At 71.1% G+C, this 23,499-nt stretch carries 22 protein-coding genes; 2 read left to right on the top strand and 20 right to left on the bottom strand.

Features of this window, described 5'->3' with window-relative positions; all coding sequences use genetic code 11:
- Nucleotides 1-8 precede the first annotated feature (8 nt).
- The 5 genes from rpsD to ACZ4M5_RS20015 form a co-directional block, all read right to left on the bottom strand.
- Nucleotides 9-623 (bottom strand): 30S ribosomal protein S4, encoded by a 615-nt coding sequence (gene rpsD / locus ACZ4M5_RS20035; protein ID WP_010046470.1) that lies wholly within the window; start codon nucleotides 621-623, stop codon nucleotides 9-11.
- A gap of 309 nt (nucleotides 624-932) precedes the next feature.
- A complete protein-coding gene (locus tag ACZ4M5_RS20030; protein ID WP_467738560.1) occupies nucleotides 933-2,285 on the bottom strand; it encodes a replication-associated recombination protein A in 1,353 nt (450 codons plus the stop codon).
- A gap of 63 nt (nucleotides 2,286-2,348) precedes the next feature.
- Nucleotides 2,349-3,005, bottom strand: a complete 657-nt coding sequence (locus ACZ4M5_RS20025) for a vitamin K epoxide reductase family protein (RefSeq protein WP_467738558.1) — start codon at nucleotides 3,003-3,005, stop codon at nucleotides 2,349-2,351.
- A 246-nt stretch (nucleotides 3,006-3,251) separates the two neighbouring features.
- A complete protein-coding gene (hisS, locus tag ACZ4M5_RS20020) occupies nucleotides 3,252-4,514 on the bottom strand; it encodes a histidine--tRNA ligase (protein ID WP_467738556.1) in 1,263 nt (420 codons plus the stop codon).
- A 13-nt stretch (nucleotides 4,515-4,527) separates the two neighbouring features.
- Nucleotides 4,528-5,235 (bottom strand): MBL fold metallo-hydrolase, encoded by a 708-nt coding sequence (locus tag ACZ4M5_RS20015; RefSeq protein WP_467738554.1) that lies wholly within the window; start codon nucleotides 5,233-5,235, stop codon nucleotides 4,528-4,530.
- 167 nt (nucleotides 5,236-5,402) lie between these two features.
- Between ACZ4M5_RS20015 and ACZ4M5_RS20010 the strand changes: the two genes are divergently transcribed.
- Complete coding sequence (locus ACZ4M5_RS20010) at nucleotides 5,403-6,248, top strand: peptidylprolyl isomerase (protein ID WP_467738552.1); 846 nt, start codon at nucleotides 5,403-5,405, stop codon at nucleotides 6,246-6,248.
- A gap of 135 nt (nucleotides 6,249-6,383) precedes the next feature.
- On the top strand, nucleotides 6,384-7,613 hold the full coding sequence (locus ACZ4M5_RS20005; protein WP_467738550.1) for a DUF349 domain-containing protein: 1,230 nt from the start codon (nucleotides 6,384-6,386) through the stop codon (nucleotides 7,611-7,613).
- Nucleotides 7,614-7,686: 73 nt separating this feature from the next.
- Here the strand turns inward: ACZ4M5_RS20005 and relA are convergent, their stop codons facing one another.
- The 15 genes from relA to pgsA form a co-directional block, all read right to left on the bottom strand.
- Entirely contained in the window at nucleotides 7,687-10,203 is a 2,517-nt protein-coding gene (gene relA / locus ACZ4M5_RS20000; RefSeq protein ID WP_467738548.1) for a GTP pyrophosphokinase, read from the bottom strand.
- A 195-nt stretch (nucleotides 10,204-10,398) separates the two neighbouring features.
- The gene (locus ACZ4M5_RS19995) at nucleotides 10,399-10,938 is read right to left on the bottom strand and encodes an adenine phosphoribosyltransferase (protein ID WP_467738546.1); all 540 of its coding nucleotides are present in this window, start codon (nucleotides 10,936-10,938) and stop codon (nucleotides 10,399-10,401) included.
- A complete protein-coding gene (gene secF, locus ACZ4M5_RS19990) occupies nucleotides 10,935-12,044 on the bottom strand; it encodes a protein translocase subunit SecF (protein WP_467738544.1) in 1,110 nt (369 codons plus the stop codon). The genes ACZ4M5_RS19995 and secF overlap by 4 nt, the downstream gene beginning before the upstream one ends.
- Before the next feature lies 1 nt (nucleotide 12,045).
- On the bottom strand, nucleotides 12,046-13,797 hold the full coding sequence (secD, locus tag ACZ4M5_RS19985) for a protein translocase subunit SecD (protein ID WP_467738542.1): 1,752 nt from the start codon (nucleotides 13,795-13,797) through the stop codon (nucleotides 12,046-12,048).
- A 132-nt stretch (nucleotides 13,798-13,929) separates the two neighbouring features.
- Nucleotides 13,930-14,418, bottom strand: coding sequence for a preprotein translocase subunit YajC (yajC, locus tag ACZ4M5_RS19980; protein WP_467738540.1), 489 nt, complete (start codon nucleotides 14,416-14,418; stop codon nucleotides 13,930-13,932).
- A 185-nt stretch (nucleotides 14,419-14,603) separates the two neighbouring features.
- Nucleotides 14,604-15,674, bottom strand: coding sequence for a Holliday junction branch migration DNA helicase RuvB (gene ruvB, locus ACZ4M5_RS19975; RefSeq protein WP_467738538.1), 1,071 nt, complete (start codon nucleotides 15,672-15,674; stop codon nucleotides 14,604-14,606).
- A 157-nt stretch (nucleotides 15,675-15,831) separates the two neighbouring features.
- Nucleotides 15,832-16,437, bottom strand: a complete 606-nt coding sequence (gene ruvA, locus ACZ4M5_RS19970) for a Holliday junction branch migration protein RuvA (RefSeq protein WP_369197448.1) — start codon at nucleotides 16,435-16,437, stop codon at nucleotides 15,832-15,834.
- Nucleotides 16,434-16,973 carry a crossover junction endodeoxyribonuclease RuvC gene (ruvC, locus tag ACZ4M5_RS19965; protein ID WP_467738536.1) on the bottom strand — a complete coding sequence of 180 codons (540 nt, stop codon included), beginning with the start codon at nucleotides 16,971-16,973 and terminating at the stop codon, nucleotides 16,434-16,436. The genes ruvA and ruvC overlap by 4 nt, the downstream gene beginning before the upstream one ends.
- A gap of 105 nt (nucleotides 16,974-17,078) precedes the next feature.
- Complete coding sequence (locus ACZ4M5_RS19960; RefSeq protein ID WP_467738534.1) at nucleotides 17,079-17,831, bottom strand: YebC/PmpR family DNA-binding transcriptional regulator; 753 nt, start codon at nucleotides 17,829-17,831, stop codon at nucleotides 17,079-17,081.
- A gap of 48 nt (nucleotides 17,832-17,879) precedes the next feature.
- Nucleotides 17,880-18,485, bottom strand: coding sequence for a pyridoxal 5'-phosphate synthase glutaminase subunit PdxT (gene pdxT / locus ACZ4M5_RS19955; RefSeq protein ID WP_467738533.1), 606 nt, complete (start codon nucleotides 18,483-18,485; stop codon nucleotides 17,880-17,882).
- 4 nt (nucleotides 18,486-18,489) lie between these two features.
- Nucleotides 18,490-19,395, bottom strand: coding sequence for a pyridoxal 5'-phosphate synthase lyase subunit PdxS (gene pdxS, locus ACZ4M5_RS19950; protein WP_467738531.1), 906 nt, complete (start codon nucleotides 19,393-19,395; stop codon nucleotides 18,490-18,492).
- Between the two features lie 160 nt (nucleotides 19,396-19,555).
- Nucleotides 19,556-20,098 (bottom strand): LemA family protein, encoded by a 543-nt coding sequence (locus ACZ4M5_RS19945; protein WP_467738529.1) that lies wholly within the window; start codon nucleotides 20,096-20,098, stop codon nucleotides 19,556-19,558.
- Between the two features lie 337 nt (nucleotides 20,099-20,435).
- The gene (locus tag ACZ4M5_RS19940; RefSeq protein WP_467738527.1) at nucleotides 20,436-21,599 is read right to left on the bottom strand and encodes a glycosyltransferase family 4 protein; all 1,164 of its coding nucleotides are present in this window, start codon (nucleotides 21,597-21,599) and stop codon (nucleotides 20,436-20,438) included.
- Nucleotides 21,596-22,504, bottom strand: a complete 909-nt coding sequence (locus ACZ4M5_RS19935; RefSeq protein ID WP_467738525.1) for a phosphatidylinositol mannoside acyltransferase — start codon at nucleotides 22,502-22,504, stop codon at nucleotides 21,596-21,598. Before ACZ4M5_RS19935 ends, ACZ4M5_RS19940 begins: the two co-directional genes overlap by 4 nt.
- On the bottom strand, nucleotides 22,501-23,274 hold the full coding sequence (pgsA, locus tag ACZ4M5_RS19930) for a phosphatidylinositol phosphate synthase (RefSeq protein ID WP_467738758.1): 774 nt from the start codon (nucleotides 23,272-23,274) through the stop codon (nucleotides 22,501-22,503). Before pgsA ends, ACZ4M5_RS19935 begins: the two co-directional genes overlap by 4 nt.
- Between the last annotated feature and the right edge of the window lie 225 nt (nucleotides 23,275-23,499).

Below are 23,499 nucleotides of genomic sequence, written 5' to 3'. Positions count from 1 at the left end.
GCCGAGGATCAGCGGGCGTAGTACTCGACGACGAGCTGCTCGTCGCAGATCACCGGGATCTCCTTGCGGTTCGGCTCGCGGTCCAGGCGGAACGCCAGGGCCTTGAGGTTCACCTGGAGGTAGCGCGGGGTCTCGCCGTCGGGGGCGAAGCCACCCTCACGGGCGATCGTGAAGAGGGTCTTCTCCTTGGAGCGCTCACGCACCTGCACGACGTCGTCCGGACGGACGCGGAAGGACGGCTTGTCGACCTTCTTGCCGTTGACGGCGATGTGGCCGTGGACGACCATCTGGCGGGCCTGGTAGATCGTGCGGGCGATGCCCGAACGCAGCACCAGGGCGTCGAGACGGCGCTCGAGCTCGATGATCAGGGCCTCACCGGTCTTGCCCTGGACCTTGGAGGCACGCTCGTAGGCGCGGACGAGCTGGCGCTCGGACACGTCGTACTGCGCGCGCAGACGCTGCTTCTCGAGCAGACGGACCTTGTAGTCCGAGTTCTGCTTGCGGCCGCGGCCGTGCTCACCCGGCGGGTAGGGACGGGCCTCGAAGTACTTGACGGCCTTCGGGGTCAGCGCGATGCCGAGGGCACGCGACTTCTTGACCTTGGGGCGGGACTGGTTCGCCACTGCTTCTCATTTCCTTGATTCGGCTCGTCAGGGTTGTGGGAGGTCGCATCCGCAGCCGGGGAAACCCGCCTCGGTCCGATGGGACCTCGGTGGGCAGCCGCTCCCCTGGTCTGGGCACATACGTGCAGCACGCGAGTGGCCCACCGACCGGTCCCGTCCGTGACGGGGGGTGGTGGGCTGCCCGCGACACCGTTCGACGGTGCGCGACGCTCCTGGAGCCGGTCCGGGGACGTGCCTCCGACAGGCTCCGGCCGACTGCCCCGTTCTGACTGCACGGGACGCGGCACTCCGGACGAGTTTACAGGGTGCTCAGGACCGCTTACGACCGAGGTTCTTCCGGGTCCACTCGACCGCGTCCGCGTACCGGGCCTCGGCGCCGTGCCGGGTCGGCTCGTAGTACGCGCGGTCCTTCAGGGCGTCCGGGGCGTACTGCTGGGCGGCGATGCCCTCGGGCAGGTCGTGCGGGTAGACGTAGCCCTGGCCGTGGCCGAGCTTGGTCGCGCCCTTGTAGTGGCTGTCGCGCAGATGCGCGGGGACCGGACCGGCGAGGCCCTTGCGCACGTCCTCCAGGGCCGCGCCGATCGCGGTCGTCGCGGCGTTGGACTTGGGGGCGAGGGCCAGGGCGATGGTGGCGTGGCTGAGGGTGAGGGCCGCCTCCGGGAAGCCGATCATCGCGACGGCCTGGGCGGCGGCGACCGCGATCTGCAGGGCGTTCGGATCGGCGAGGCCGATGTCCTCGCTGGCCGAGATCATCAGGCGCCGGGCGATGAAGCGGGGGTCCTCGCCGGCCTCGATCATCCGGGCCAGGTAGTGCAGGGCGGCGTCGACGTCGGAGCCGCGGATGGACTTGATCAGGGCGCTGGCGACGTCGTAGTGCTGGTCTCCGTCGCGGTCGTACTTCACGGCGGCCCGGTCGACCGTCTCCTCCAGCGTCGTCAGCGCGATCTCGGACTCGCCCTTGTCCATGGCGGCTCCGGCGGCGGCCTCCAGGGCCGTCAGGGCGCGTCGGGCGTCGCCGCCGGCGATGCGCAGGAGGTGGTCCTCGGTCTCCTCGGGGAGGCTGACGGCGTCCTTGAGACCGCGCTCGTCGGTGAGGGCCCGGCGCAGCAGGCCGCGGATGTCGTCGTCCGTGAGCGGTTCGAGGGTGAGCAGCAGGGAGCGGGACAGCAGCGGCGAGATCACCGAGAAGTACGGGTTCTCCGTCGTGGCCGCGATGAGCGTGACCCAGCGGTTCTCCACGGCCGGCAGGAGGGAGTCCTGCTGGGCCTTGCTGAAGCGGTGGATCTCGTCGAGGAAGAGGACCGTCTCCTTGCCGTAGCCGCCGGCGGCGCGGCGGGCTCCGTCGATGACGGCGCGGACCTCCTTGACGCCGGCGGTGATCGCCGACAGTTCGACGAAGCGGGCGTCGGTGGCCTTGGAGACGACGTAGGCGAGGGTGGTCTTGCCGGTGCCGGGCGGGCCCCACAGGAGCACCGAGGAGGGCCCGGCCGGTCCGGAGGCCTCCCCGACCAGTCTGCGCAGGGGCGAGCCCGGCTTCAGCAGGTGCCGCTGGCCCACGACCTCGTCGAGGGTGCGCGGACGCATGCGCACGGCCAGGGGGCTGCTGGACGGCTCCTTCTCCTGGCGTTCTTCTGCTGCGGCGGTGAACAGGTCGGGCTCCACGTCGAAAACCCTAATTCACGGCACCGACAGTCGGTCCGGGTCCCGGTCGGGGCCCGGCGGGGCTCAGCTGAGCCAGAAGTCCCACCAGCGGGTCAGGATCAGCATGCCGATGATGCCGATGTGCAGCACCGGCATGACCCAGGTGAACTCGCCGAAGAAGCTCTTGAGCCAGCCCGGCGCGGGCAGGAAGCCCTTGCGGATGTTGAACGAGGTCACGTACCAGAACATGACGATCGTGGCGACCCAGGCCAGGCAGCACCACAGGCACAGGGCGTTGATCCGGTACAGGGACTGGAACATCAGCCAGGCGCAGAAGCTCACGCCGAACAGGCAGCCGGCGTTGAAGATGAGCCAGTACCAGCGCGGGAAGCGGGCGCGGGCGAGCAGGCTCACGCCGACCAGGATGACGACGGCGTAGGCGGCGATGCCGAGCATCGGGTTGGGGAAACCGAAGACGGCGGCCTGCTTGCTCTCCATGACGCTGCCGCAGGAGACCACCGGGTTGAAGCTGCAGCCGGGCGTGAACGTCTTGCCCTCGACCTTGGCTTCCAGGATCTTGAACTTGTCGAGGGTGATGACCCAGGCGGCGAGCAGCCCGGCCGCGCCGGTGATCACCAGCAGCAGGGCGAAGGCCCGGCTGCCGCCTTCCCCACGGGGCGCGGTCCCGGCGCGCTCCGGCTCGGGCTCCGTGGAGACGTCCCTGACTGTCGTCTTGCTCATCACGCCGATTCCGTCACTCGAGAGCTGAACCTCTTCGGGCAGGGCCATTGTGCCGCACGGTCCTGTGTGCGCACCGTTCGCTGGGGATAAGGATGCCCGCGGGGTCGTCCCTGAGGGTTGTGTTTCGGCCGACGTGCGTTCGCCTGAGGGCACAGGAGTGCGAAGCGCCGCGCAACGGCGCAGGCGCCGGGCTCCTCCTCGGGTGCCCGGCGCCTGCGCGGGGTACTGCGGCCTCTTCGGGCACCGCTAGCCGAGCCGCGCTTCCAGTTCCGCCACGATCTCGTTCACGCCGACGGCCGTCTGCTCGCCGGACTCCATGTCCTTGAGCTGGACGACGCCCTCGGCGAGGTCCCGCTCGCCGGCGACGATCGCGTAGCGGGCGCCGCTGCGGTTGGCGTTCTTCATGGCGCCCTTGAGGCCCTTGCCCCCGTAGGAGAAGTCGGCCGCGATGCCGTTCTTGCGCAGCTCGGCGACCTTGCCGAACAGGAGGCGGCGGGCCTCCTCGCCGAGCGGCACGGCGTAGACGCTGGTGGTGGCGGGGATCTCGAGCTCCACGCCCTCCGCCTCCAGCGCCAGGACCGTGCGGTCGACGCCGAGGGCCCAGCCGACGGACGGCAGCGCGGGGCCGCCGATCATCTCGGACAGGCCGTCGTAGCGCCCGCCGCCGCCCACCGCGGACTGGGAGCCGAGGCCGTCGTGGACGAACTCGAAGGTGGTCCGGGTGTAGTAGTCCAGGCCGCGCACCAGCTTCGGGTCGTCCTCGAAGGAGACGCCCGCGGCCGTGATCAGCTCGCGGACCTCCTCGTGGTACGCCTTGCACGCGTCGCACAGGTAGTCGCGCAGCAGCGGGGCCTCGGTGAGCTGCTTCTGGACCTCCGGGCGCTTGTCGTCCAGGACGCGCAGCGGGTTGATGTCCGCGCGGCGCAGGGTGTCCTCGTCCAGGTCCAGACCGTGCAGGAACTCCTGCAGCGCCGCCCGGTAGACGGGGCGGCACTCCTTGTCGCCCAGGCTGTTGAGCAGGATCCGGAACCGGCTCAGCCCGAGCGAGCGGTAGGCCTGGTCGGCCAGGATGATCAGCTCGGCGTCCAGCGCGGGGTCCTCCGCGCCGATCGCCTCGGCACCGACCTGGGAGAAGTGGCGGTAGCGGCCCGCCTGCGGCGCCTCGTAGCGGTAGAACGAGCCCGAGTACCAGAGCTTGACCGGGAGGTTGCCCTGCCGGTGCAGGTTCGCCTCCAGCGCGGCGCGCAGGACCGAGGCGGTTCCCTCGGGGCGCAGGGCCAGCCGGTCACCGCCCTTGGTCTCGAAGGCGTACATCTCCTTGGTCACGATGTCGGTGGACTCACCGACGCCGCGTGCGAACAGCTCGACGTTCTCGAAGCCGGGCGTCTCGATGTAGCCGTAGCCGGAGTTCCGCAGCGGGGCGGCGATGGCCTCGCGGACCGCGAGGAACTTCGCCGACCGGGGCGGGATCAGGTCGTAGGTGCCCTTGGGGGCCTGAAAGGTGCTCACAGGACGTCTCTCGTCACATTCCTCGTCGGGGAGCGGGCTGGGCTCCCTGGCCGGCCGCCACCTGCCGCAGATACGGGTTGGTGGCGCGCTCCTGGCCGATGGTCGTCTGGGCGCCGTGGCCGGACAGCACCACGGTCGAGTCGTCGAGCGGCAGGCACACGCGGGCCAGCGAGTCGAGCATCTCGGCCATGTCACCGCCGGGCAGGTCGGTACGTCCGATGGAGCCGGCGAACAGCAGGTCGCCCGAGAACAGGATCGGCGGGATGTCCGCCGCCTCGGGCATGCCGAAGGTCACCGACCCCTTGGTATGGCCGGGGGCGTGCGCGACGGACAGCTCCAGGCCGGCCAGTTCCAGCTTCGAGCCGTCGGCCAGTTCCCTGACGTCGTCCGGCTCCCCCACGGTCAGCTCCCCCATCAGCGGCATCCCGATGGAGCGGCCGAGCGCCTTCTCGGGGTCGCTCATCATGTACCGGTCGTCGGGGTGGATCCAGGCCGGCACGTCGTGCGCGCCGCAGACCGGGACGACCGAGGCCACATGGTCGATGTGGCCGTGGGTGAGGACGACGGCGACGGGCTTGAGGCGGTGCTTGGCGATCGCCTCGGCGACGCCGTCGGCGGCCTGGTGGCCGGGGTCGATGATCACGCACTCCTCGCCGGCGGCGGGGGCGACGAGGTAGCAATTCGTCCCCCAGGCCCCGGCGGGGAACCCGGCAATGAGCACGATCGTCCTTCGTTGTGTCGATACGGGCGGCTACAGCTGCTCACAGAGCCTACCGGCGCTGCCGATTCCTCAGCGAACCCATATACGGTACGGGGCACACGCAGGCGGTCGGCACAGGACGCCAGGCGTACCGGTCGGCGTTTTTGGACCCAGGAGGAGAGAACCCGGTGGTCAGCCAGGAACAGCGGCGGCGTCAGCTCGCCCGGGAGAAGTTCTTGCGGCAGCAGCAGCGACGCACGGACGCGCGACGCAAGGCCCGTATCCGCAACTCCGTGATCGCCTCGGTCCTCGGCGTGGTCGTGGTGCTGTCCGTGACGGTCTTCCTCACGAAGCCGTTCGAGGACGACGGCAAGAAGGAGAACGCGGGCGCGGAGGTCACGCCGAGCGCCTCGCCCAGCAAGGCGCCGGACCCCTGCGAGAAGCCGGCTCCGGGCAAGGTCAAGTCGCAGACCTGGAAGAAGGAACCGTCGATGGCCATCGACGAGTCCGCGAAGTACACGATGAAGCTGGACACGACCTGCGGCGAGATCGGTGTCGCGCTGAAGGCGTCGGCGGCCCCGCACACGGTCAACTCGTTCAAGTTCCTCGTCGACAAGGGGTACCTGGACCACACCAAGTGCCACCGCCTCACCAACCAGGGCATCTACGTCCTGCAGTGCGGCGACCCGCAGGGCACCGGCATGGGCGGTCCCGGCTACACGATCCCGGACGAGAACCTGAAGGACAAGAGCCTCAAGGGCGGGGTGTACCCGGCGGGCACGGTCGCGATGGCGAACCAGTACAACGCGCAGACCAAGCAGGGCCGGGACAGCGGCGGCAGTCAGTTCTTCCTCGTCTACCAGGACAGCCAGCTGCCGCCCGACTACACACCGTTCGGTACGGTGTCCGAAGCCGGCATGAAGGTCCTGCAGAAGATCGGCAAGGCCGGGGCGCAGGCTCCCGACCCCCAGACGGGCAACACCGCGCCCAACGCGACGGTCGTGATCAACAAGGCCACGATCAGCGCATCTTGACCCTCAACTGCGAAATTTCGGTCGCGCGGGATGCGGACAGGCCCCCCGCCGGTCGCCTATGTTGGCCGTGACGAAACTGTGGACGATGCCCGGGGGTGCCACAGGCCCCCGCAGGCATCATGTGGAGGAGGCGCTGTGAGCAGCGACCCGTGGGGCCGCGTCGACGAGACGGGGACCGTGTACGTGCGTACGGCCGACGGCGAGCAGGTCGTCGGTTCCTGGCAGGCAGGCTCCCCCGACGAGGCGCTGGCCTACTTCGAGCGCAAGTACGAGGGCCTGGTTGTCGAGATCGGCCTCCTCGAGAAGCGAGTGAAGACCACCGACCTGTCGGCCAAGGACGCCCAGGCCGCCATCGACCACATCCGGGAGCAGGTCGACGCCCATCACGTGGTGGGTGACCTGGACGCCCTGCGGGTCCGGCTGGACAGGCTCGTGGAGCTGGTGGAGGCGCGTCGCGAGGAGCGCAAGGCGCAGCGGGCGAAGCAGTCCGACGAGGCGCGCCACGCCAAGGAGGCGCTGGTCGCCGAGGCGGAGGAGCTGTCGCAGTCGGACCAGTGGCGGGCGGCCGGTGAGCGGCTGCGGGCCCTGGTGGACACCTGGAAGGGCCTGCCGCGGCTGGACCGCAAGTCCGACGACGAGCTGTGGCACCGTTTCTCGCACGCGCGGTCGGCGTTCTCCAAGCGGCGCAAGCAGCACTTCGCGCAGCTGGACGCCCAGCGCGAGGAGGCCCGCCGCACCAAGGAGCGGCTGGTCGCCGAGGCCGAGGCGCTGTCGAACTCGACGGACTGGGGCGCGACCGCCGCCCGCTACCGCGAGCTGATGTCCGAGTGGAAGGCCGCGGGCCGTGCGCAGCGCGAGCACGAGGACGACCTGTGGAACCGCTTCCGCGGCGCCCAGGACGTCTTCTTCGCGGCGCGCAGCTCGGTCTTCGCCGAGCGGGACGCCGAGCAGGCGGAGAACCTCAAGCTCAAGGAGGAGCTGGCCGAGGAGGCCGAGAAGCTCCTGCCGATCACCGATCTGAAGGCGGCCCGGGCCGCGTTCCGCCACGTGAACGAGCGCTGGGAGGCCATCGGCCACGTGCCGCGCGACGCCCGGCCCAAGGTCGAGGGCCGTATGCACGCCGTCGAGCGGGCCATCCAGGAGGCCGAGGAGGCCGAGTGGCGCCGGACGAACCCGGAGGCACGCGCGCGTGCCGCGGGTCTGACCGGGCAGCTGCAGCAGGCGGTGGACAAGCTGCGGGGCCAGATCGAGCAGGCCCGGGCGCAGGGCAACAACGCCAAGGCGGACAAGCTGCAGCGTGAGCTGGACGGCCGCCAGGCGCTGCTGGACCAGGCGCTGAAGGGCCTGCAGGAGTTCGGCGGCTGAGCCGAGGCCACGAGAAGGGGGCTTCCGTACGACGTGTACGGAAGCCCCCTTCTTCGTGGGCCGATGCGGGCCGCTACGCCCTGCTGCGGGCCGAGGTCACCCGGTACACGTCGTAGACGCCCTCCACGCCGCGGACCGCCTTCAGCACGTGGCCGAGGTGCTTCGGGTCGCCCATCTCGAAGGTGAAGCGGGAGGTGGCGACGCGGTCGCGGGAGGTCTGGACGGCCGCGGAGAGGATGTTGACGTGCTGGTCGGACAGCACGCGGGTGACGTCCGAGAGCAGCCGGGAGCGGTCGAGGGCCTCCACCTGGATGGCGACCAGGAAGACCGAGGACTGCGTGGGCGCCCACTCGACGTCGAGGATGCGCTCGGGCTCCCGGGAGAGCGACTCCACGTTCACGCAGTCGCTGCGGTGCACGGACACGCCGCTGCCACGGGTGACGAAGCCGATGATCGGGTCGCCGGGCACGGGCGTGCAGCAGCGGGCCAGCTTGACCCACACGTCCTCGACGCCCTTGACGACGACGCCGGGGTCGGCGCTGGAGCGGCGCTTGCGGCTGCGTCCGCGGGCCGGCGGAACCGACTCGTCGATCTCCTCGGTGGCGGCCTCCTCGCCGCCGAGGGCCTGGACCAGCTTCTGCACGATGTTCTGTGCCGAGACATGGCCCTCGCCGATCGCCGCGTACAGCGCGGAGATGTCGGCGTAGCGCATCTCGTGCGCGAGGGTCACCAGGGAGTCGCCGGTCAGGATGCGCTGGATCGGCAGGTTCTGCTTGCGCATCGCGCGGACGATGGAGTCCTTGCCCTGCTCGATCGCCTCGTCACGGCGTTCCTTGGAGAACCAGGCCCGGATCTTGTTGCGGGCGCGCGGTGACTTGACGAAGCCGAGCCAGTCGCGGGAGGGGCTGGCGCCGGCCGCCTTGGAGGTGAAGACCTCCACCAGGTCGCCGTTGTCGAGGGTGGACTCCAGCGGGACCAGCCGGCCGTTGACGCGGGCGCCTATGGTGCGGTGCCCGACCTCGGTGTGCACGGCGTAGGCGAAGTCCACCGGGGTGGCACCGGCGGGGAGCGCTATGACGTCGCCCTTGGGGGTGAAGACGAAGACCTCGTTGCGGGACAGGTCGAAGCGCAAGGACTCCAGGAACTCGCCCGGGTCCTCCGTCTCCTTCTGCCAGTCCAGCAGCTGACGCAGCCAGGCCATGTCGTTGAGGTGGTCGTCCTTGCCCTTGCCGGACGACTTGGGGGCGTCGCTGCGCACCTTGGAGGCGCCGGCGACGGCCTCCTGCTTGTACTTCCAGTGCGCGGCGATGCCGTACTCGGCGCGGCGGTGCATGTCGAAGGTCCGGATCTGGAGCTCGACCGGCTTGCCGCCGGGGCCGATGACCGTCGTGTGCAGCGACTGGTACATGTTGAACTTGGGCATCGCGATGTAGTCCTTGAACCGGCCGGGGACCGGATTCCATCGCGCGTGCACGGTGCCGAGGGCCGCGTAGCAGTCGCGGACGGTGTCCACGAGGACGCGGATGCCCACCAGGTCGTAGATCTCCGCGAAGTCCCGGCCGCGGACGATCATCTTCTGGTAGACGCTGTAGTAGTGCTTGGGCCGGCCGGTGACGGTCGCCTTGATGCGGGCCGCGCGCAGGTCCTGCTGGACCTCGTCGGTGACGATGGCCAGGTACTCGTCGCGCTTGGGCGCCCGCTCGGCGACCAGCCGGACGATCTCGTCGTACATCTTGGGGTAGAGGATCGCGAAGGCGAGGTCCTCCAGCTCCCACTTGATGGTGTTCATGCCCAGGCGGTGGGCGAGCGGCGCGTAGATCTCCAGGGTCTCGCGCGCCTTCTTCTCCTGCTTCTCGCGCTTGAGGTAGCGCATGGTGCGCATGTTGTGCAGGCGGTCGGCGAGCTTGATGACCAGGACGCGGGGGTCCTTGGCCATGGCGACGACCATCTTGCGCACGGTCTCGGCCTGGGCGGCCTCGCCGAACTTGACCTTGTCCAGCTTGGTGACGCCGTCGACGAGGAGGGTGACGACGTCGCCGAAGTCGCGGCGCAGGTCCTCCAGGCCGTACTCGGTGTCCTCGACCGTGTCGTGCAGCAGGCCCGCCATCAGCGTGGCCGGATCCATGCCCAGCTCGGCGAGGATGGTGGTGACGGCGAGGGGGTGGGTGATGTACGGGTCGCCGCTCTTGCGCTTCTGGCCGCGGTGCCAGCGCTCGGCGACCTGGTAGGCGCGCTCGATCTGGCGGAGCGTGGCCGTCTCGATCTTGGGGTCGTTGCTGCGCACTATCCGCAGCAGCGGCTCCAGCACCGGGTTGTACGGGTTCGCGCGCTGCACGCCGAGCCGGGCCAGACGGGCGCGGACGCGGTTGGAGGAGCCGCTGCGGGCCGGCTGGCCCGAGGCCTGGCGCACCGGCGGGGCGGGCTTGGGGCGGGCCTGCTCGGCGGGCTTGTCGACCGGTGCCGACTGGGCGTGCTCGACCGGCCCGCGGGTGTCGTTCTTCGCGTGGGGCGCGGTCGGCGCGGGCTTCGCCGCGGCTGCCGAGGCGGACTCGGGCTTGGCGGCGGTCAGGTGCTGGGCCTCGTCTGGCAAGAGGACTCCTCGTGCGCGATCCGGGTCCCCCGGTCAGGCTCCGGAGACCCCATGGTAGCGATCCTGAGCTCCGGGATCGCCTTCAGGCCGTTGTGAGAGCCGTCTACCCCCAAACGCGGAAGGCGGACCCCGGAATTCCTCGGGATCCGCCTTCGCGGTGTCGCACCTCGGCTCGCCGGGCTGTCCGGCGAGCCGCTAGACGGTGAGCAGGGCCTCCAGCGGGGCGTCGGCCAGAGCGGGCTCCAGGCGGGCGCGGCCGCCGAGGAACCCGAGCTCCATGAGGACGGCGAGACCGGCCACCTCGGCGCCGGCCCGGCGGATGAGCTGGACCGATGCCTCGGCGGTACCGCCGGTGGCGAGGACGTCGTCGACGATCAGGACGCGGTCGTCCGCGCCGAGGTCCTCGGCGTGGACCTCGATCTCCGCCGAGCCGTACTCCAGGTCGTACGCCTGGGCGAGGGTGGCTCCGGGGAGCTTGCCCGCCTTGCGCACGGGGATGAAGCCGAGGCCCGCCCGGACGGCGACCGGGGCACCCAGGATGAAGCCGCGGGCCTCCAGGCCGACGACCTTGGTGGCGCCGGTGCGCTCGGCGATCTCCGACAGGGCGTCGGTGAGCGCGGTGAACGCCGCCGGGTCCGCGAGCAGCGGGGTGATGTCCTTGAACATCACGCCCGGCTCCGGGTAGTCGGCCACGTCCCGGATGCGGCTGAGCAGCAGCTCCTGGATGTCGGTCACGGGCGCTTCCCCGAGGGGCGGCCGCGTCCGCGGGTGCGGGACGCCGGCTGGTTGCGGGGACCGACGACGGCGGGCGCGGCGTCCTCGGACTCACCCGCGTACGCCTCGTCGTGGACCTCGGTCTCGCCCTTGGCGGCGGCCTGGGCCCGCTTGGCGAGGACCCGCTTCTTCAGAGCCTTCATCGCCGGCTCGCGCTCCTTGAGGTCGGCGACGAGCGGGGTGGCGATGAAGATCGAGGAGTACGCACCGGCCGCGAGGCCGACGAACAGCGACAGCGAGATGTCGTTCAGCATGCCGGCGCCGAGGACACCGCCACCGATGAACAGCAGGCCCGCGACCGGCAGCAGCGCGACCACCGTGGTGTTGATGGAGCGCACCAGGGTGCTGTTGATGGAGCGGTTGGCGATGTCGCTGTAGGTCCAGCGGGTCTGTTTGGTGATGTCCTTGGTCTGTTCCTTCAAGCTGTCGAACACCACGACCGTGTCGTAGAGCGAGTAGCCGAGGATGGTCAGCAGACCGATCACCGTGCCCGGGGTGACTTCGAAGCCGACCAGGGCGTAGATGCCGACCGTGATGGTGATGTCGTGGATCAGCGCGACGAACGCGGCGACGGCCATGCGCCACTCGAAGGCGATCGCCAGGTAGATCACCACGAGCACCATGAAGATGCCGAGGCCCTGCCAGGCCTTGTTGGCGATCTGGTCACCCCAGCTGGGGCCGACGAGCTCGGCGTTGATCTGCTCCGCGTCGAGCTTCAGGTCGTCGGACAGCTGAGCCTTGATCTTGTCGGCGGCGCCGGTGTCGATGCCGGCGACCTGGATGCGCAGGGTGCCGTCACCGAGCTTCTGGACGATCGCGTCGTGGCCCGAGGCGTCCTCCGCGTAGCCCTCGGCCTGGGACACCGAGGCGCTGACGTTCTTCGGGGTGGTGAAGACGGCGCCGCCCTGGAACTCGATGCCCATGTGCAGGCCCCGCACCGCCAGGCCCACGATGGCCGTGATGGTGATCAGGATCGACAGGCCGTACCAGATCTTGCGGTTCTTGACGAAGTCGTAGCCGATCTCGCCACGGTGCAGTCGAGCGCCGAGGTTGCCGAGTTTCGACATCTCAGGCCTCCTTGGTGTCGACGGGGACGGCGGGGCGGCGGGTGCGGCGCAGCGGCGGCTGCGCACCCAGGCTCTTCGGGTCGAGGCCGGACCACTTGTGGCCGTTCGCGAAGAACGGGCGGCGGGCCATCAGGGTCAGCAGCGGCTTGGTGAACAGGAACACCACGACCACGTCGAGCAGGGTGGTCAGACCGAGCGTGAACGCGAAGCCCTGGACCTTGCCGACGGTGACGATGAACAGCACCGCCGCGGCCAGGAACGACACGAAGTCGGAGACCAGGATGGTGCGCCGCGCGCGCGGCCATGCGCGCTCGACGGCGGGACGCAGCGAGCGGCCCTCGCGGATCTCGTCGCGGACACGCTCGAAGTAGACGATGAACGAGTCCGCCGTGATGCCGATGGCGACGATGGCGCCGCAGACGGCCGGCAGGTTCAGCGCGAAGCCGATGGTCGGGCCGAGCAGCGACATGATCGTGTAGGTCAGCGCGGCCGAGACCAGCAGCGACAGGATCGCGATGAACGACAGGCCGCGGTAGTAGACCAGCAGGTAGACGACGACCAGCGCGAGGCCGATCGCGCCGGCGATGAGTCCGGCCTCCAGCTGCTCGCCGCCGAGGGCGGCGGTCACGGTGGTGACGCTGTCCTCCTCGAAGGTCAGCGGCAGGGCGCCGTAGGACAGCATGTTGGCGAGGCTCTTGGCCTCTTCCTGGGTGAAGCTGCCGGAGATCTGGGCGTTGCCGCCGCTGATGGTGGTCTGGACGAACGGGTGGGAGACGACCTCGTCGTCCAGGACGATCGCGAACTCGTTCTGCGGGGTGGCCTGCTGCGCCAGCTTGGCGGTGGTCTCGGCGAACTTCTTGGTGCCCGCGGAGTTGAAGGTCATGTCGACCTGCCAGCCGCCGGCGCCCTGGGTGTCGAGGCTCGCCTGGGCCTTCTTGATCTCGGTGCCGTCGACGTCGACCGGGCCCAGCAGGAACTTGCTCCAGACGGTGCCGTCCTGCCCGCATGCGACGGTGGGCCGGTCGTTCTTGGCCGCCTTGCCGGCGGTGGCGCGCTGCTTCGGGTCGGAGCAGTCGAGGGCGGCGTACTGCTTCTCCAGCGCGCCGGACGGGGCGTCGGCGGTGCTGGACGGCGACGGGCTGCCGGAGGCCTTGGGGCTGCCGCTCGCGGACGGGGTGGCGTCGGCCTTCAGCGAGTCGGTGACGGCACGGCCCTGGGTCGTGGCGGAGGCCGACGGGCTCGGGGAGCCGGAGGTCGCGGACTCCTTGGGCTTGCCGGAGCCGGAAGGGCTCGGGGAGGCGCTGCCGCCGGAGGTCCCGCTCGGCGTGGGCTCGGCCTCACCGGGGGCGGCCTCGCGCTGCAGGACCGGGCGGAAGTAGAGCTTGGCGGTGGTGCCGACCTGATCCCGGGCTTCCTCGGAGTTGGTGCCCTTGGGGATGTTGACGATGATGTTCCGGCTGCCCTGGGTCTGCACCTCCGACTCCGAGACGCCCAGACCATTGACACGGCGCTCCATGATCTCGACCGCGGTGTCCATGTTGGTCTTGTTGATGGCGTTCTCCTGGCCGGGCTCGGAAACGGCGCGGAGCGTGATGCTCGTGCCGCCGGCCAGGTCGATGCCGAGACGCGGCTTCGTGTGTCCCGAGGCGAACATTCCACCGGTGAGCGCCGCGATGGCGATCAGGATCAGGGCCAGCGAGCGCCCCGGCTTGCTCTGGGCGCTCGCGCTCCGGCCCTTTTTAGGTGTGGCCACCTTCTCGTACTCCCTCTCGGGCCGCCTCCGTCCGGATCGGCGGACGGGCGGCCATGCCAATGTGTCGGGACTCCGTGCGAGCCGGTCGTGTGCCGGGGTGGGCGGGCCGGGCCCGCGCACCCCGGGACAGGACTACTTCGCGTCGGAGTCGCCGTCCGTCTTCTTCGGCTCTGCGTCCGCCTTCGCCTCGCCGACCGGGGTCTCGCCGGCCGTGTCCTCGGCCGCGTCCTTCTTGCCGAGGTCGACGGCCCGGTCGTCAGCGGCGGCCGACTCGTCGGTCCCGGTGAGGGAGGAGGCGTCGTCCGGGACGACGTCGGCGTCGGACTTCAGGTCGTGCTCGATGCCGTGGACGATGCGGTTGTACTCGTCGTCGGTCAGGACGGCACCGATGGCGTTCTTGGCGAAGAGGAGCTCGACGCCGGGACCGGCGTCGACGAGGACGGTGTCCTCGTTGACCTCCTTGACCGTGGCGTACATGCCCCCGATGGTGCGGACGCCGCTGCCGGGCTGCATTTGGTTCCGCATCTCCACGGCCTGCTGCTGCTTCTTCTTGGCCGACCGGGTCATCAGGAACATGGCCCCGATGAGCACGATGAACGGGAGGAGGGTCAGGAGACTCACGGGTCGGTACTTCCTTCACACGACCGCGCTGTGAGCGGCCAGATGGTTGGGGGTGTGTACGCCGCCGACTAAGGCGGCATCGGCGGAGTCTAAGCGAGTCCGCGCGCATGGAACAACGCTCAGCATGGCACCGGGGTTCCTGCTGCGGCCACTGTCCTCGCCGTGCCGCCGCGGTGGCGGCGGCGTCACGCCCCGAACAGGTCCTGTTGTCCGTTTCCGGCGGTCTGCGAGCGCGGCGGGGTGAGGCCGAGGTGCGCCCATGCGGCGGGGGTGGCGACCCGGCCGCGGGGGGTGCGGGCCAGCAGTCCTTCCCGTACGAGGAAGGGTTCGGCGACCTCTTCCACGGTCTCACGTTCCTCCCCGACCGCGACAGCGAGCGTGGACAGGCCGACGGGACCGCCGCCGAACAGCTTGAGCAGGGCCTCGAGGACGGCCCGGTCCAGCCGGTCCAGGCCGCGTTCGTCCACCTCGTAGACGGCGAGCGCGGCGGCGGCGATGTCGCGGGTGATCAGGCCGTCGGCCTTGACCTGCGCGTAGTCCCGGACGCGGCGCAGCAGGCGGTTGGCGATGCGGGGCGTGCCGCGGGAGCGGCCGGCGATCTCGGCGGCGCCCGCCGGGTCGATCCCGACCTCCAGCAGGTCCGCCGAGCGGTGGACGACCCGCTCCAGTTCGGCCGGTTCGTAGAACTCCATGTGGGCGGTGAAGCCGAAGCGGTCGCGCAGCGGGGGCGGCAGCAGTCCGGCACGGGTGGTGGCGCCGACCAGGGTGAAGGGGGGCAGTTCGAGGGGGATGGCCGTCGCGCCGGGGCCCTTGCCGACGATGACGTCGACGCGGAAGTCCTCCATGGCCATGTAGAGCATCTCCTCGGCGGGCCGGGACATGCGGTGGATCTCGTCGAGGAAGAGGACCTCGCCCTCCTGCAGGGAGGACAGGATCGCGGCGAGGTCGCCGGCGTGCTGGATGGCGGGGCCGGAGGTGATGCGGATGGGGGCGCCCATCTCCGCCGCGATGATCATGGACAGGGTGGTCTTGCCGAGGCCGGGGGCGCCGGAGAGCAGGACGTGGTCGGCGGTGGCGCCTCGCGCGCGTGCGGCGCGCAGGACGAGGTCGAGCTGCTCGCGGACCTTCTCCTGGCCGATGAACTCGCCCAGGTCCTTGGGGCGCAGGGCGGCCTCGACGGCCTGGTCCTCACCGTCGGCGGACGCACCCACGAGCCGCTCGGCGGCGTCGGCGTCGGTCGTGTCGTCCCAGTTCATGGAGTGTGCCTCGAAATCTCGGTCCGGAGGGTGCGGCGGTACGGGGGCTGCGGTGCGGGTGCGGCGGTGCGGTTGTGCAGGGCCCGGGGCGCGGGGCCCGGGGGTCGGCGTGAGGCCCCCGGGGGGTGGGGGCGCCGGCCGTCTCCTGCCGGTCCCGCTACCGGGCCCGGTTCAGCGTCTGCAGGGCGGCCTTGAGGAGCTGTCCCACCTGGGGTGTGCCCTCGGCGGCCTCGGCCTGCGGGGCCACGGCGGACACGGCCTCGTCGGCCTCGCGGGTCGCGTAGCCGAGCCCGATCAGGGCGGCGTGCAGCTGGTCGCGCCAGCCGGAGCTGACCGGTGCGCCGACCGCGGGGGCGCCGACGGGCGCGCCGAGCCGGTCCTTCAGTTCCAGCAGCAGCTTCTGGGCGCCCTTCTTGCCGATGCCGGGGACGGCGGTGAGGGCCTTCTCGTCGGCGGTGGACACGGCCCGGCGCAGCGCGTCGGGGCTGTGCACGGCGAGCATGGCCTGGGCCAGTCTCGGTCCGACGCCGCTCGCGGTCTGGAGCAGCTCGAAGACCTGCCGCTCGTCGTCGTCGGCGAAGCCGTACAGCGTGAGGGAGTCCTCGCGCACGACCAGGGAGGTGTGGAGCTTGGCCGGCCGGCCCATGCGGAGGGTGGACAGCGTGTTGGGCGTGCACTGCACGGCCATGCCGACGCCGCCGACCTCGACGACCGCGGCGTCCGGAGCGAGTGCGGCCACTGTGCCGCTGACGAAGGCGATCATGCCGTACGGCCTTTCGGTGCTCGGGCGGTGTGCAGGGCGACGGCCTGCTGGAGTCGGTTCTGCGCGGGCGCGCGCCAGATGTGGCAGATGGCGAGCGCGAGGGCGTCGGCCGCGTCGGCGGGCCTCGGGGGTGCGTCGAGTCGGAGCAGGCGGGTGACCATGGCGCCCACCTGGGCCTTGTCGGCGCGGCCGCTGCCGGTGACGGCGGCCTTGACCTCGCTCGGGGTGTGCAGCGCGACGGGGATCCCGCGGCGGGCGGCGCACAGCATGGCGACGGCGCTGGCCTGGGCGGTGCCCATGACCGTCCGCACGTTGTGCTGGCTGAAGACGCGTTCCACCGCCACGAACTCGGGGCGGTGCTCGTCGAGCCACTGCTCGATGCCCTGCTCGACGGCGACCAGGCGGTGGCCCAGCTCGGCGTCCGCCGGTGTGCGCACGACACCGACGCCCAGCATGGTGAGCGGGCGTCCGGCGACGCCCTCGACCACACCGACGCCGCACCGGGTCAGTCCCGGGTCCACCCCCAGTACGCGCACGCGCCCTCCCTTTCGCTCACCAGTTTGTGCAGGCTATCGGGTGCCACCGACAACGCGACGGGCCGACGGGGTGTGTCCCGTCGGCCCGTCGTTCTCGTGCGCGTGTCAGGCGTCGACCTTCTCCATGACCTCGTCGCTGACGTCGAAGTTGGCGAAGACGTTCTGCACGTCGTCGCTGTCCTCGAGCGCGTCGATCAGCTTGAAGATCTTCCGGGCGCCCTCCTCGTCCAGCTCGACCTGCATGGTCGGGACGAAGTTGGCGTCGGCGGAGTCGTAGTCGATGCCGGCGTCCTGCAGGGCGGTGCGGACCGCGACCAGGTCGGTGGCCTCGCTGATGACCTCGAAGGTCTCGCCGAGGTCGTTGACCTCCTCGGCTCCGGCGTCCAGGACGGCGCCGAGCACGTCGTCCTCGCCCAGCTCGCCCTTGGGGACGATGACGACGCCCTTGCGGTTGAACAGGTACGACACCGAGCCGGGGTCGGCCATGGAGCCGCCGTTGCGGGTCATGGCGACGCGGACCTCGGAGGCGGCGCGGTTGCGGTTGTCGGTGAGGCACTCGATGAGCACCGCGACGCCGTTCGGGCCGTAGCCCTCGTACATGATCGTCTCGTAGTCGGCGCCGCCGGCCTCCAGGCCCGCGCCGCGCTTGACCGCGGAGTCGATGTTCTTGTTGGGGACCGACGACTTCTTGGCCTTCTGGATGGCGTCGTAGAGCGTCGGATTGCCCTCGATGTCGGCGCCGCCCATCCGCGCCGCGACCTCGATGTTCTTGATCAGCTTCGCGAAGAGCTTGCCGCGCTTGGCATCGATGACGGCCTTCTTGTGCTTCGTCGTGGCCCATTTAGAGTGGCCGGACATCTGCCTGTCTCCTTCGCGTAACCCATCTCAGCAACGAACGCAGGAATCCTACAAGGACTCGGCTGTCCGGTTCGCCCGCACCATGTCGACGAACAGGGCGTGGACGCGGTGGTCGCCGGTCAGTTCCGGGTGGAACGAGGTGGCCAGCGCGTTGCCCTGGCGCACGGCGACGATGTGACCGTCGTGCTCGGCCAGCACCTCGGCCCGGGCGCCGACGGACTCCACCCAGGGGGCGCGGATGAAGACGCCCTCCACGGGATCGCCCTCGACGCCCGTGACGTCGACGGCCGCCTCGAAGGACTCGTTCTGCCGTCCGAAGGCGTTGCGGCGCACGATCATGTCGATGCCGCCGACCGTCTCCTGGCCCGAGCGCGGGTCGAGGATCTTGTCCGCGAGCATGATCATGCCCGCGCAGGTGCCGTAGACGGGCATGCCGTCCCGCACGCGCGCGCGGAGGGGCTCCATCACCCCGAACAGGACGGCCAGCTTCGAGATGGTGGTGGACTCCCCGCCGGGGATGACCAGGCCGTCCACCTCGGCGAGTTCCTCGGGGCGCCGCACCGGCCTGGCCACGGCGTCGGCCGCGGCCAGGGCGACGAGGTGCTCCCGTACGTCGCCCTGGAGGGCCAGGACGCCTATGACAGGAGTGCTCATGGAACTACCAGCCGCGGTTGGCGTAGCGCTCGGTCTCGGGGAGGGTGTCGCAGTTGATGCCGACCATGGCCTCGCCGAGGTTGCGGGACGCGTCCGCGATGATCTTCGGGTCGTCGTAGAAGGTCGTGGCCTTCACGATGGCGGCGGCGCGCTTGGCCGGGTCGCCCGACTTGAAGATGCCGGAGCCCACGAAGACGCCCTCGGCGCCGAGCTGGCGCATGAGCGCGGCGTCGGCGGGGGTGGCGACGCCACCGGCGGAGAAGAGGACGACCGGGAGCTTGCCGAGCTCGGAGACTTCCTTGACCAGCTCGTAGGGGGCGCGCAGCTCCTTGGCGGCGGCGTACAGCTCGTTGTTGTCGAAGCCGCGGAGCTTGGCGATCTCGTTCTTGATCTGGCGCAGGTGGCGGACGGCCTCGACGACGTTGCCGGTGCCGGCCTCGCCCTTGGAGCGGATCATCGCGGCGCCCTCGGCGATGCGGCGCAGGGCCTCGCCGAGGTTGGTGGCACCGCAGACGAACGGGGTGGTGAAGGCCCACTTGTCGGAGTGGTTGACCTCGTCGGCCGGGGTGAGGACCTCGGACTCGTCGATGTAGTCGACGCCGAGGGACTGCAGCACCTGGGCCTCGACGAAGTGGCCGATGCGGGACTTGGCCATGACCGGGATGGAGACGGCCTCGATGATGCCCTCGATCATGTCCGGGTCGGACATGCGGGCCACGCCGCCGTCCTTGCGGATGTCGGCCGGGACCCGCTCCAGCGCCATGACGGCGACCGCGCCCGCGTCCTCGGCGATCTTCGCCTGCTCCGGGGTGACGACGTCCATGATGACGCCGCCCTTGAGCTGCTCGGCCATGCCGCGCTTCACACGGGCGGTGCCGGTCTCGGGAGCCTGGTTTTCGGAGATGGACACGGGTGACCTCGCTGATGGGAAAGAGGGTTTCTGCAGCACCGAGGAAACGTGAGGGAAGCAGGCCACAGCAAGGGCCAATGGGAACGCCGTGGATCCTTTTCGGCGACGCGGCCGGGAACCACCGGTGGACGAGACGGGCGACCCGTGTCCCCCGGCGGGGTCAGGCGGCCCGGTCGACCAGGGCGGCCGGAGGTTCGTCGTCCATCTCGAAGGCCATGGGGAACGGGGCGTGTCCGGCCAGCCGGAACCAGCGCACCTTGCGGTGCCTGCGCAGGGCCCGGGCCGCGCGCACGGCGTCGTTGTGGAAACGCCGGGCCATCGGCACCCTGCGCACCGCCTCGGTGAGTTCGCGGGCCGCCTCCTCTCCCCCGGGCGCCTCGCGGACGGCCTCCACCTGCGCGGGTTCCTCGAACACCGCGCGCAGAGCCTGGGTCAGCTCGCTCTCGGTGACCTCCCGCTGCTCCTCCTCGGCCTGCCGGGCGGCGTGGGCGGCCTCGTACAGGACGATCGAGGCGGCCGGGTCGAGCACCCCGGAGGTGGCCAGCTCCTGGGCGACGGAGGCGCGGCGCAGCAGCTGCGCGTCGAGCGCGGCGCGCGCGGCGTCGATCCGCGCGTGCAGCCGGTCCAGCCGCCCGGCCGTCCAGCTGAGGTAGAGGCCGATCACCACGAGGGCGACGAGGATCCAGATGAGGGTTGCGGTCACGGGCCAAGAGGCTACCGGGGCGCTCCGCGCAGTCGGCCGGGGTGTCTCCCCGAGGCCGGGTTCCCGCCGGGGCCTTCAGGGGGCTGCCGCCCCGGTCCCCGTTCGCCGGCCCGGACGGCCTCGTCGACCCCCGATACAGGCCGCACCGGCCGGACGGACGCGTCGGACGAACGCGCCCGCGCGGCCTTGCCCCCTGGCGTCGCCCAGGCAGGGCGCGTGGGGCGGGGGCACCCCGGGACACCCCACGCGCCCACCCGGCCCGGCCCGCACGCAGGCAGGCAGGCAGGCAGGCAGGCAGGGCAGCCCACCGCGTCACCTGTGGGGCGTCGCCGCGGCGTCAGTCGCGGGCCAGGCCCAGCCGCCCCCACAGACCGGTGGTCCGTTCGTCCTCGGCCACCGCCGCCGCGCCCGCCGTGACCGTCTCGTACACGGACATGATGTCCTCGCCGACCGTCGACCAGTCGAAGCGCCGTACGTGCGCGCTGCCCCGCTCGCGCAGTTCCGCGCGCCGCTCCGGGTCGTCCAGGAGGCGGACGGCCGCGTCGGCCAGGGCGTCGGCGTCCTCGTTGGGGAACAGTTCGCCCGCCGCCCCCCGGTCGAGGACCTGGGCGAAGGCGTCCAGGTCGGAGGCGAGGACGGGGGCGCCGGCCGACATGGCCTCGACCAGGATGATGCCGAAGCTCTCGCCGCCCGTGTTGGGCGCGACGTACAGGTCGACGCTGCGCAGGAAGCGGGCCTTGTCCTCGTCGCTGACCATGCCGAGGAACTCCACACGGGAGCGCAGCTCGACGGGCAGGGACTCCACGGCCTCCTTCTCGTCGCCGCGTCCGGCCACCAGCAGCCGGGCCCCGGGGCGCGCGGCGAGGATCTTCGGCAGGGCCTTCATGAGCACCGGCAGACCCTTGCGGGGCTCGTCGATGCGCCCTATGAAGCCGATCGTGTCGCCCTGCCACTCGGCCTTGGGGTCGGCCTGGGCGAAGAAGTCGACGTCGACGCCGTTGGGGATGACGACCGCGTCCCCGCCGAGGTGCTCCACCAGCGTGCGGCGGGCGTACTCGCTGACCGCGATCCGCGCGCTGATCTTCTCCAGCGCGGCCTGGAGGATCGAGTAGGCGGCGATCATGGCCCGGGAGCGCGGGTTGGAGGTGTGGAAGGTGGCCACGATCGGGCCCTGGGCGGCCCAGCAGGCCAGCAGGCCCAGGGACGGCGAGGTCGGCTCGTGGATGTGGATCACGTCGAAGGAACCGTCGTGCAGCCAGCGGCGCACCCGGGCGGCGCTGAGGAAGCCGAAGTTCAGCCGGGCGACCGAGCCGTTGTACGGCACGGGCACGGCGCGCCCCGCCGAGACGACGTAGGGCGGCAGCGGGGTGTCGTCGTCGGCGGGGGCCAGGACGGACACCTCGTGGCCGAGGCGGGTGAAGTACTCCGCGAGGTCGCGGATGTGGAACTGGACGCCGCCCGGCACGTCCCAGGAGTAGGGGCAGACGATGCCGATCCTCACGGGCGCCCCTTGGCGGGGTCGAGGTCCGCGAGCCACAGCCGCTGCAGCATGTGCCAGTCCTCCGGATGGTCGGCGATGCCGGTGGCGAAGGCGTCGGCCAGCGCCTGTGTCATGACGGACGTCTTCTCGGCGCGCGTGCCTGACTCGGGCACCTCGACGGGCGGGTGGACACGGCCGCGCATCACGGGCGAGTCGTCGTACCAGAGGGTGACGGGCAGCAGCAGGGCGCCCGTCTGCTGGGCGAGCAGGGCCGGCCCGGCCGGCATCCGGGCGGTGTCGCCGAAGAAGCCGACCTCCACGCCGGAGGCGGACAGGTCGCGGTCGGCGACCAGGCAGACCAGGCCGCCGTCGCGCAGCCGCCGGGCCAGGGTGCCGAAGGCGCTGCCGCCGCTGTGCGGCAGGACCTCCATGCCGAGGCCCTCGCGGTAGGCGACGAACCGGTCGTAGAGCGTCTCGGGCTTGAGCCGCTCGGCGACGGTGGTGAAGGGGATGCCCAGGTGCGTGGTGACCCAGGCGCCGGCGAGGTCCCAGTTGGCCAGGTGCGGCAGGGCGAGGATCACGCCCTTGCCCGCCGCCATGCCCTCGGTCAGGAGGTACAGGTCCTTGACGTCGACGCCCGCCCTGATGCGCTGCTCGCTCCAGGCGGGGAGGCGGAAGGACTCCATCCAGTAGCGCAGGTAGGAGCGCATGCCCGCGCGTGAGAGTTCGGCCAGCCGCTCGGGGCTCGCGCCGGGCACCACGCGCGCGTAGTTGCCCTCCAGCCGCTGCACGCCCTTGCCGCGCTGCTTCCAGGCCAGGTCGGCGATGGTCCGTCCGAGCCGTACGGCGGCCGGTTCGGGGAGCTTCTTGACCGTGCCCCAGCCCAGCCCGTACAGCGCGTCCGTCAGCCGGTCCTGTGCGCTCACGTGGCCGCCTCGCTCCCGTGGGAGGCGTTGCGCTGCCCGCCACCGTCGCCCTGCGCGGCGGCGTCCTGCGTGGCGGCCGCCGCCTGCTCGGCCTCGGCGGACTCCCGGCGGACGGTGACGACCCGCTGGATCAGCGTGACGAGGCTGCCCACGGCGACGATCCACAGGGCGACCGGCAGCAGGTACTGGATGCCGGGGACGCCGAACTTGTGCAGGCCCGCGAAACCGGCCGCGACCAGCGAGATCACCAGTCGCTCGGCGCGCTCCACCAGTCCGTTGACGGCCACCGGCAGTCCGATCGACTCGCCCCGGGCCTTGGTGTACGACACCACCTGCCCGCTGGCCAGGCAGAAGATCGACACGGCGCACAGCACGAGGTCGTCGCCGCCGCCCGCGTACCAGAGGATGAAGCCGCCGAAGATCGCGCCGTCGGCGACCCGGTCGAGCGTGGAGTCGAGGAAAGCGCCCCAGCGGCTGGAGCGGCCCAGCTGGCGTGCCATGTTGCCGTCGACCAGGTCGGAGAACACGAACAGCGTGATCACGACCGTGCCCCAGAAGAACTCGCCCATGGGGTAGAAGACCAGCGCGCCCGCGACCACACCGGCGGTGCCGATGAGCGTGACGGTGTCGGGGCTGACGCCCCGGCGGATCAGAAACGCGGCGAACGGTGTGAGGACACGCGTGAAGAATGCACGCGCGTACTTGTTCAGCATGGCCTTCCCGAGGGTCGGTGTCGCCGTCTGGCCCCTGCTGGCCACCGGCTGGCCCATCGTAGCCACGCGCGCGTGCGGGTGAGGTGCGGGCACCCTGACCCCTTTCGGGGGAACCGGCCGGGCGACGGTGGGGCGCCGGTGGGAGGCGCGATGACGTCGTTCGTATGGACGCGCCGTGACGACGGTGGGAAGGTCGAATGACCGCGGGCGTCGCCGGAGCCGCCACCGCTGGGGGCACCTCCCGGACGGAGTCCGGGGAGGATCCGCGTGCCCGCGCCCACA

The organism is Streptomyces sp. NPDC026246 (genome assembly GCF_055567995.1).
The sequence above is the reverse complement of the archived record's forward strand: the minus strand, read 5'-3'. Positions and strand labels throughout refer to the sequence as shown.

Excerpts from the sequence above, each read along its gene's own strand:
- ruvB (WP_467738538.1), bottom strand. The coding sequence starts at position 15,674 with ATGAACTGGGACGACACGACCGACGCCGACGCCGCCGAGCGGCTCGTG.
- ACZ4M5_RS19960 (WP_467738534.1), bottom strand. The coding sequence starts at position 17,831 with ATGTCCGGCCACTCTAAATGGGCCACGACGAAGCACAAGAAGGCCGTC.
- ruvA (WP_369197448.1), bottom strand. The coding sequence starts at position 16,437 with ATGATCGCCTTCGTCAGCGGCACAGTGGCCGCACTCGCTCCGGACGCC.
- pgsA (WP_467738758.1), bottom strand. The coding sequence starts at position 23,274 with ATGGGCCAGCCGGTGGCCAGCAGGGGCCAGACGGCGACACCGACCCTC.
- secF (WP_467738544.1), bottom strand. The coding sequence starts at position 12,044 with ATGTCGAAACTCGGCAACCTCGGCGCTCGACTGCACCGTGGCGAGATC.
- pdxT (WP_467738533.1), bottom strand. The coding sequence starts at position 18,485 with ATGAGCACTCCTGTCATAGGCGTCCTGGCCCTCCAGGGCGACGTACGG.
- ACZ4M5_RS20025 (WP_467738558.1), bottom strand. The coding sequence starts at position 3,005 with ATGAGCAAGACGACAGTCAGGGACGTCTCCACGGAGCCCGAGCCGGAG.